Source organism: Pseudomonas sp. NPDC089569, assembly GCF_050280625.1.
Lineage (GTDB): Bacteria > Pseudomonadota > Gammaproteobacteria > Pseudomonadales > Pseudomonadaceae > Aquipseudomonas.
Window position 1 is genome coordinate 1 of the sequence record NZ_JBNNVQ010000159.1, and the last position, 8,412, is coordinate 8,412.

The following is an 8,412-nucleotide window of genomic DNA, read 5'->3' on the forward strand; positions in this document are numbered from 1 at the left end:
TGCTTAGCCAACCGTCTTTTTCCACAGAGGTTGCGTAGATCATTCGCCAGCGCGGAATGTCGGCCACGATATAGGCATCTGAGGAAGGTTGCTGACTACGGCGAAGAGCGTCCAGTTGCTACCGGCAACGACGAGCAGTCCTGGGCTCAAAACCGTCGCGTCGAACTGCGTAAGTAATTCGTCATGCGAACGTGCCGTCGTGCTGTAACTGTCCTGACTCTCAGCCTGGCACCGCTTGCGGTGTGGGCTGCGGTTCCTGTGGTCGATGACAACTCCGGTTATAACAGTAGCGGGAGCAGTTATCCGCCTGCGGGTTACGGTACGAACGGCGCCTATGCCGGGGGAGGGGTTTCGGCCCCTGTCTCGGCACAGGGCGAACTGTTCAACCAACTGCAACAAATGCAGCAACAAATCGAGCGCCAGCAAGGTGCGATCGAAGTGCTGCAAAATGATGTAGCGCGCATGAAGCAGGAAAACCTGGAGCGATATCAGGATCTTGATCGGCGCATAGGGTCCGGCGTTGCACCTGCCGCGACTCCAGAGAATTCTTCAGCTGGTGGCGATTTGAACGCCCCCAGTGCAGCAGCGGGCGCAGGCGCAGCGGCGGCGGCCACTCAGGCACCTGCGGCAAGTAGCGAACCGGGAGATCCGGCGAAGGAAAAGCTTTACTACGATGCGGCCTTCGACCTGATCAAAGCCAAGGACTTCGACAAGGCCAGTCAGGCCTTCACCGCATTCCTGCGCAAGTACCCGAACAGTCAGTATGCGGGCAATGCGCAGTACTGGCTGGGTGAAGTGAACCTGGCCAAAGGCGATCTGCAAGGCGCAGGTCAGGCATTCGCCAAGGTTTCACAGCTTTATCCAAAGCACGCCAAAGTGCCGGATTCGCTGTACAAGCTCGCTGATGTGGAGCGTCGCCTCGGTCACACCGACCGGGTCAAAGGCATTCTGCAGCAGGTGGTTTCCCAATATCCGGGTACTTCCGCCGCGCAGTTGGCCCAGCGTGATCTGCAGCGCATGTAAGCTTGCTCGAACCGTTTCGAAGAAACCCGCGCTTGTCGCGGGTTTTTTCGTTAGAATTCACACCCTTTTTCTGAAACACGCTTTTTGGGATCTGCGCATTGCCGGGGTTCCTTGAAGTGCCTGACGGAGGCGGACAGCCTGTTTAGCTGTTACGCCCGTGGCGACTATGCAAGACACATTGAGAATCACCGAAGTTTTCTACTCGTTGCAGGGTGAAACTCGGACCGCCGGCCTGCCCACTGTTTTTGTGCGTCTGACCGGCTGCCCATTGCGCTGCCAATACTGCGACAGTGCCTACGCCTTTACTGGCGGAACCATTCGCACGCTTGAGGATATCCTCGAGCAGGTTGCCGGTTTCCGTCCGCGTTATGTCTGCGTCACCGGCGGCGAGCCCCTGGCGCAACCCAATGCCATTCCATTGCTCAAGCGGTTGTGTGATGCCGGTTACGAAGTGTCACTGGAAACCAGTGGCTCTATTGATATCTCGGCGGTAGATTCCCGGGTCAGTCGCGTTGTCGATCTGAAAACGCCGGGTTCGAAAGAAGCGCATCGCAACCGTTACGAAAACATTGAACTGCTCACGCCCAATGACCAGGTGAAGTTTGTCATCTGCTCGCGGGAAGACTACGACTGGTCGGTCTCCAAGCTGATCCAGTACGGTCTGGATCGGCGTGCTGGCGAAGTCCTGTTCTCACCCAGCTTCCATGATCTGAATGCACGGGATCTGGCGGACTGGGTCGTGGCGGATAACTTGCCAGTGCGTCTGCAGTTGCAGCTGCATAAATATCTTTGGAATGACGAGCCGGGGCGCTGATATGACGGAACAACTGAACACTACGGAAAAACGTGCGGTCATCCTGCTGTCCGGTGGCCTGGATTCCGCGACAGTCGTCGCCATGGCGCGCGCTGATGGCTACAGCTGCTACACCATGAGCTTCGACTATGGCCAGCGTCATCGTGCCGAGCTACAGGCGGCCGAGCGGGTTGCGCGGGATCTGGGAGTGATCGAGCACAAAGTGATCGGGCTCAACCTCAATGGTATTGGCGGTTCTGCACTCACCGACAGCAGCATTGACGTGCCGGAAGCTCCGAGCGAAGGTATTCCGGTCACTTACGTGCCGGCTCGCAACACGGTGTTTCTGTCGCTGGCCCTGGGGTGGGCCGAAGTGCTGGGAGCACGTGACATCTTTATCGGTGTAAATGCCATCGATTACTCGGGTTACCCTGACTGCCGTCCGGAGTTCGTCGAGGCCTTCGAGCGCATGGCCAACCTGGCGACCAAGGCCGGCGTGGAAGGTCAGGGATTCCGGATTCAGGCACCGTTGCAAAACCTGAGCAAGGCTCAAATCGTCCAGGCAGGCACCCGGCTCGGTGTGGACTATGCGCTGACCGTTTCCTGCTATCAGGCCGATGACGACGGTCGCGCATGCGGCAAGTGCGACAGCTGCCGGTTGCGTGCCGAAGGCTTCGCTACAGCCGGAGTGAGCGATCCAACACCTTATTTTTGATTTATTTCAAAATAGGTGTTGAATAGTCCTTAAAAATCAGTATTATACGCGCCACCAAGCAGCGGGTCGTTAGCTCAGTTGGTAGAGCAGTTGGCTTTTAACCAATTGGTCGTAGGTTCGAATCCTACACGACCCACCATTTTCAAGCTGTTTAAAAAGTCTGGAAGGCCCACGAAAGTGAGGATTTCCGGATTTTTTTTTGCCTGCGATTCAAGCTCGCCCGGTTCCTGGGCGGCAGCGCATGACACAGATCAGAATCATCTTTTGCATACCGGGGATATTCTGTAGCCTTGCGCAGCTTCATTGCTGTCCGTGCCTGATGAATACTCACTTTCCCGGCGGTACCCGAATGGGTCCGGAGCCGGGTGTATACTCGACTTTCGCGCGAATGCGCCTGCAGGTCTTGCGAACATGACGCAAATTTCCGAACGTCTTCTGGTTCAAGCCCACCTCGACGCCAAGCAGCCCAAGCAGCTGACTGCCGATGAGGAGGCTTACTACCGTGCCGCCATCGCCGCCGAGCTCAAGGCTCAGGACGCGGTACTGGTTGCCCACTTTTACTGCGATCCGATCATTCAGGCCCTGGCCGAAGAAACCGGTGGTTGCGTCTCCGACTCTCTGGAGATGGCCCGATTCGGTAATGCTCACCCCGCCAAAACCGTGGTGGTTGCCGGGGTCAAGTTCATGGGAGAGACGGCCAAGATCCTCAATCCCGAAAAACGCGTTCTGATGCCGACTCTGGAGGCGACGTGCTCGCTGGACCTGGGTTGTCCGGTCGACGAGTTTTCCGCGTTTTGCGATCAGCATCCCGAGCGTACGGTGGTGGTGTATGCAAACACCTCCGCGGCAGTCAAGGCGCGAGCGGACTGGGTGGTCACTTCAAGCTGCGCGCTGGAAATCGTCGAAAGCCTGATGGACAACGGCGAAACCATCATCTGGGGGCCGGACAAGCACCTGGGTACCTACATTCAACGCCAGACCGGCGCCGATATGCTGTTGTGGGACGGTGCCTGCATCGTTCACGAAGAGTTCAAGTCCAAACAGCTCGAAGACATGAAGGCGCTGTACCCTGATGCAGCGATCCTGGTGCATCCGGAGTCACCGACATCGGTGATCGAGTTGGCGGATGCTGTCGGTTCCACCAGCCAGTTGATCGCGGCGGCGCAGACCCTGCCGAACAAAACCCTGATTGTCGCCACGGACCGCGGTATTTTCTACAAGATGCAGCAGTTGTGCCCGGACAAGGTCTTTATCGAAGCACCAACGGCCGGTAACGGTGCAGCATGCCGCAGCTGTGCACACTGCCCGTGGATGGCGATGAATACACTTGAGCGTACGCTCAAGGCGTTGAAAGAGGGGGCAAACGAGATCTTCGTCGACCCGGCGCTGATTCCGCAGGCGATTCGCCCGCTCAAGCGCATGCTGGATTTCACCCAGGCTGCGCGGATGAAGCTGGCCGGCAACGCCTGATACCTGTCAGTGACGTCGTAAAAAATTGTGGGAGCGAGCCTGCTCGCGATAGCGGTGCTTCAGTCAGCATTGAAACTGATTGAGGCTACGCCATCGCGAGCAGGCTCGCTCCCACAGTGGTTTGTGCATCGGGAAATTATTTGGTTTTCTTTGGAATGCGCACGAGCCGGGTGTTGGAGTACATGTCGTGCCAGCTTCGGTTTTGCTTGTCGAACAGCGACCAGATGAATCCCAGGCCTACGCATAGCAACGACGCAATCGATACCACGAAGCGCAGCAGCGCTTGCCACAGGCTGATGGAGGAACCATCGGCGTTCTGCACGCGGATGCTCCAGACCTGCATGCCCAGGGTCTGGCCTGAGTGGGTCCAGAACTTGGCGAAGAACCCAAACAGCACGAACAGCAGCACGGTCGAGAGCAGCGGGTCGCCATCGAGTGCGCCGGCCTCCGTGAGCTTGCGCATCTTCTCTTCGCCGATGATCGACATCTGGATCATCTTGTAGATGCCGCTGGTGACGATCAGCAGGGCGGTGCACAGCAGGAAATCATAGAACATCGCGGCCAGACGACGACCCAGGCCAGCGGCGGGAAATTCGCCCTGGGGGGTTAGCAGGTGTTTCGACATGGCGGCTCTCGGCGAAAAAAGAAGCCATTTTACGGATTTGCGCGCACAAAAAAGCCCCTGATGTCAGCATCAGGGGCTTTTTTGTGCAAAAGGGAATTACGCTTCAGCGATGACTTCGTCAGCCTGCATGCCTTTCTGGCCTTGCACGGCGATGAAGGTCACTTTCTGGCCTTCTTTCAGGCTCTTGAAACCGTTGCCCTGAATAGCGCGGAAATGCACGAACAGATCCGGACCGCTTTCTGGAGTGATAAAACCAAAACCTTTCTCGTCGTTAAACCACTTGACGGTACCGCTCTGACGTTGGGACATTTCTTATTTCCTTTGACGCAAAAATTAATGACAGTCTCTTTCTCGTGAAAGAGTACTGGGGCTGGTTGCAGGAGAGTAAGAAGACGTCGAACGGGATGTAGCTAACTTGTAGGCTACTGCCCAGGTCACGATTCCAAGCGACCCATGCAAACACAGTGAACAGACTCTACGCCAACTACGGGAGAAAAAACAAGCCCCTGCGAAGCCCCGGAATTCCGCAGGTTGCTGGCAGTTTTACGGGGCATTAGTGGCTGCTTATTCGTTATGCCTGTTCAATTGTTTTCGAACGTTATAAGCAAAGTTCATAATCGAAGCATTGAGCCAAACAATGCACTATTTTATGGCGATTGCGTTACACATTAGTGCACTGTTAACGCAATCGCGTTACTTATAGGAACAGTCAATCAGCCACGATAGTAGCGTTGTGGAACAAATGGCATTTTGCTTACAAGCAAAGGAACCCTTTTCCCACGAACTATCGCCCACACCTGTGTATCGAGAGCGATATAAGCGCTATCGAGGTAACCCATCGCCAAAGGACCACCCAGGGTCGGTCCAAAGCCGCCGCTGCAGACGCTGCCAATGATATCGCCCGCTTCGTTGACGATTTCGGCACCCTCACGCACCGGGGTGCGTTCCTGAGGCAACAGGCCCACACGCTTGCGGCTGACACCGCTCTGTTGCTGGGTGAATACGGTGTCGGCACCCGGGAAGCCACCGGCACGCGCGCCGTCGGCACGACGAGGCTTGGAGATGGCCCACAGCAGGCTGGCTTCGATCGGGGTGGTGTCGGTGTTCATGTCGTGGCCGTACAGGCACAGACCGGCCTCCAGACGCAGCGAGTCGCGCGCGCCCAGGCCGATGGCTTCCACTTCCGGCTCTGCCAGCAGGGCGCGGGCCAGGGCTTCGGCGTTGGCAGCCGGCACCGAAATTTCGTAGCCGTCTTCGCCTGTGTATCCCGAGCGGCTGACGAAGCAATCCACGCCCAGCAGTTTCACGCGGGTGAACTGCATGAAGGTCATCTTCGCCACCTCGGGTGCCAGGCGTGCAAGCACGGTCACCGCGGCCGGGCCTTGCAAGGCCAGCAGGGCGCGTTGTTCAAACAGCGGTTCGATGGAGCACTGCTCGCCGATGTGTTTTTTCAGGTGCGCCAGGTCTTGATCCTTGCAGGCGGCGTTGACCACCAGGAACAGTTCGTCATTGCCCAGGTTGGCAACCATCAGGTCATCGAGAATGCCACCGGTTTCGTTGGTGAACATCGCATAGCGCTGCATGCCCACCGGCAGGTCGATGATGTCCACCGGCACCAGCGTTTCCAGGGCCTTGGCGGCATTGGCGCCCGTCAGGCGGATCTGACCCATGTGCGAGACATCGAACAGTCCGGCCTGATCGCGGGTGTGCTGGTGTTCCTTCATGACGCCCAGCGGGTACTGCACCGGCATGTCATAGCCGGCGAACGGCACCATGCGCGCGCCGAGTTCGATGTGAAGGCTGTGCAACGGGGTTTTCAACAGTTGTTCGGTGGACATATTCAGCTCCTGAAAAATGGTGCAGATGAGCGCACATCAGCACTCGATAATGTTGACCGCCAAACCGCCACGGGCGGTTTCCTTGTATTTGCTCTTCATGTCGGCGCCGGTCTGGCGCATGGTGCGGATGACCTTGTCGAGCGAGACGAAATGGTGTCCGTCGCCTCGCATGGCCATGCGCACGGCATTGATGGCCTTGACCGAGCCCATGGCATTGCGCTCGATGCACGGCACCTGGACCAGCCCGCCAATCGGGTCGCAGGTCAGGCCCAGGTTGTGCTCCATACCGATTTCCGCCGCGTTTTCCACTTGCTGCACGGTGCCGCCCAAGACTTCGCACAGGGCGCCGGCGGCCATTGAGCAGGCCACTCCGACCTCACCCTGGCAGCCGACTTCGGCACCGGAAATCGAGGCGTTTTCCTTGTACAGAATGCCGATGGCCGCGGCGGTCAGCAGAAAACGCACCACCCCGTCATCGTTCGCCGTGGGAATGAAACGCATGTAGTAATGCAGCACCGCCGGAATGATCCCGGCCGCACCGTTGGTGGGGGCCGTGACCACGCGTCCGCCATTGGCGTTTTCCTCGTTGACGGCCAGGGCATACAGGTTGACCCAGTCGAGCACCGACAGCGGGTCTCGAAGGGATGACTCCGGGTTCTTGCACAGTTGGCGATGCAATGCGGCCGCCCGGCGCTTGACCTTCAGCCCGCCAGGCAGGATGCCTTCGTTGCGGCAACCGGCGGCGACGCAGTCCTGCATGACTTGCCAGATTTTCAACAGGCCGGCGCGGGTTTCCGCTTCCGGACGCCAGGCGCTTTCATTGGTTAGCATCACCTGGCTGATGGACAAGCCATAGGTAGCGCAATGCCCCAGCAATTCCTTGGCGGTTTTAAACGGAAAGGTCAGGGCGGTAGCGTCTTCGACGATGCGATCGGCGCCGGCGGCGTCTTCATCGACGACAAAGCCGCCGCCCACCGAGTAATACTCGCGGCTGCGGATTTGCAGGCCAGCGGCGTCAAATGCGCGAAAAATCATGCCGTTGGGATGATAGGGCAACGGCTTGCGAATCATCGCCAGGTGTTCTTTCTCGTTGAACGCAATGCTGTGTTCACCGAGCAGGTTCAGGCGTCCGGTGCCGCGAATGTCTTGCAGGCGAGTGGCGACGGTGTCGGTGTCCACTGTGTCCGGGTGCTCGCCTTCCAGCCCAAGCAACACGGCCTTGTCGCTGCCGTGGCCCTTGCCGGTGGCGCCGAGCGAGCCATACAGCTCGACTTTGACGCTGGTGGTTGCGCTCAGCAGCCCTTCACGACGCAAACCTTCGGCGAAGCGCGCCGCTGCGCGCATCGGGCCGACGGTGTGGGAGCTGGAGGGGCCGATGCCAATCTTGAACAGGTCGAACACGCTTAACGACATGGTTGTTCTCCGGTTTCTTTTTATAGGTATTGGCGGAACGTGAGATTTGGCGCAGATCCCTGTGGGAGCGAGCCTGCTCGCGATAGCGGTCTATCGGCGACATTGATGTTGAATGTCAGTCCGTCATCGCGAGCAGGCTCGCTCCCACAGGGGGCTGTGGTGTTCTTGAAAATGGGGGCGGTCGAAACCGCCCCTCATTCGTTTAAGCGTAGCTTTCGATCGACGGGCAGGCGCAGACCAGGTTGCGGTCGCCGAACACGTTGTCGACGCGACCGACCGGTGGCCAATACTTGCCTTCGATCAGCGAGGCAACCGGATACACCGCCTGCTCCCGGCTATACGCATGCGTCCACTCGCCCACCAGCTCCGCCGCGGTGTGTGGGGCGTTTTTCAGCGGGTTGTCGTCCTTGTCGAGGGTGCCGTTTTCCACCGCGCGGATTTCTTCGCGGATGCGGATCATGGCGTCGCAGAAGCGGTCCAGTTCTTCCTTGGATTCGCTTTCGGTCGGCTCGATCATCAGCGTGCCGGCCACCGG

Annotated in this window: 8 protein-coding genes, 1 tRNA gene and 2 pseudogenes; 6 read left to right on the top strand and 5 right to left on the bottom strand. The window is 58.3% G+C overall.

Features of this window, described 5'->3' with window-relative positions; genetic code table 11:
• Positions 1-96: 96 nt before the first annotated feature.
• From ACQKP2_RS30740 to nadA, 6 genes and pseudogenes are all read left to right on the top strand, one after another.
• Positions 97-177, top strand: a pseudogene (locus ACQKP2_RS30740) (peptidoglycan-associated lipoprotein Pal); the annotation flags it as partial.
• A 6-nt stretch (positions 178-183) separates the two neighbouring features.
• Entirely contained in the window at positions 184-1,023 is an 840-nt protein-coding gene (gene ybgF / locus ACQKP2_RS30745) for a tol-pal system protein YbgF (protein WP_427582078.1), read from the top strand.
• Between the two features lie 166 nt (positions 1,024-1,189).
• The gene (gene queE / locus ACQKP2_RS30750) at positions 1,190-1,837 is read left to right on the top strand and encodes a 7-carboxy-7-deazaguanine synthase QueE (RefSeq protein ID WP_427582079.1); all 648 of its coding nucleotides are present in this window, start codon (positions 1,190-1,192) and stop codon (positions 1,835-1,837) included.
• A 1-nt stretch (position 1,838) separates the two neighbouring features.
• Positions 1,839-2,531, top strand: a complete 693-nt coding sequence (gene queC / locus ACQKP2_RS30755; protein WP_427582080.1) for a 7-cyano-7-deazaguanine synthase QueC — start codon at positions 1,839-1,841, stop codon at positions 2,529-2,531.
• 63 nt (positions 2,532-2,594) lie between these two features.
• A tRNA-Lys gene (locus tag ACQKP2_RS30760) sits at positions 2,595-2,670 on the top strand.
• Positions 2,671-2,942: 272 nt separating this feature from the next.
• Positions 2,943-4,001, top strand: a complete 1,059-nt coding sequence (gene nadA, locus ACQKP2_RS30765) for a quinolinate synthase NadA (RefSeq protein ID WP_427582081.1) — start codon at positions 2,943-2,945, stop codon at positions 3,999-4,001.
• A gap of 136 nt (positions 4,002-4,137) precedes the next feature.
• Here the strand turns inward: nadA and ACQKP2_RS30770 are convergent, their stop codons facing one another.
• The 5 genes and pseudogenes from ACQKP2_RS30770 to ACQKP2_RS30790 form a co-directional block, all read right to left on the bottom strand.
• Positions 4,138-4,626: an RDD family protein gene (locus tag ACQKP2_RS30770; RefSeq protein WP_427582082.1), complete on the bottom strand. Its 489-nt coding sequence runs from the start codon at positions 4,624-4,626 to the stop codon at positions 4,138-4,140.
• A gap of 96 nt (positions 4,627-4,722) precedes the next feature.
• Positions 4,723-4,935, bottom strand: a complete 213-nt coding sequence (locus ACQKP2_RS30775) for a cold-shock protein (RefSeq protein ID WP_010220199.1) — start codon at positions 4,933-4,935, stop codon at positions 4,723-4,725.
• A gap of 404 nt (positions 4,936-5,339) precedes the next feature.
• Complete coding sequence (gene gcvT / locus ACQKP2_RS30780) at positions 5,340-6,464, bottom strand: glycine cleavage system aminomethyltransferase GcvT (protein WP_427582083.1); 1,125 nt, start codon at positions 6,462-6,464, stop codon at positions 5,340-5,342.
• Positions 6,465-6,500: 36 nt separating this feature from the next.
• Complete coding sequence (locus ACQKP2_RS30785) at positions 6,501-7,877, bottom strand: L-serine ammonia-lyase (protein ID WP_427582084.1); 1,377 nt, start codon at positions 7,875-7,877, stop codon at positions 6,501-6,503.
• 202 nt (positions 7,878-8,079) lie between these two features.
• Positions 8,080-8,412, bottom strand: a pseudogene (locus ACQKP2_RS30790) (glycine dehydrogenase (aminomethyl-transferring)); the annotation flags it as partial.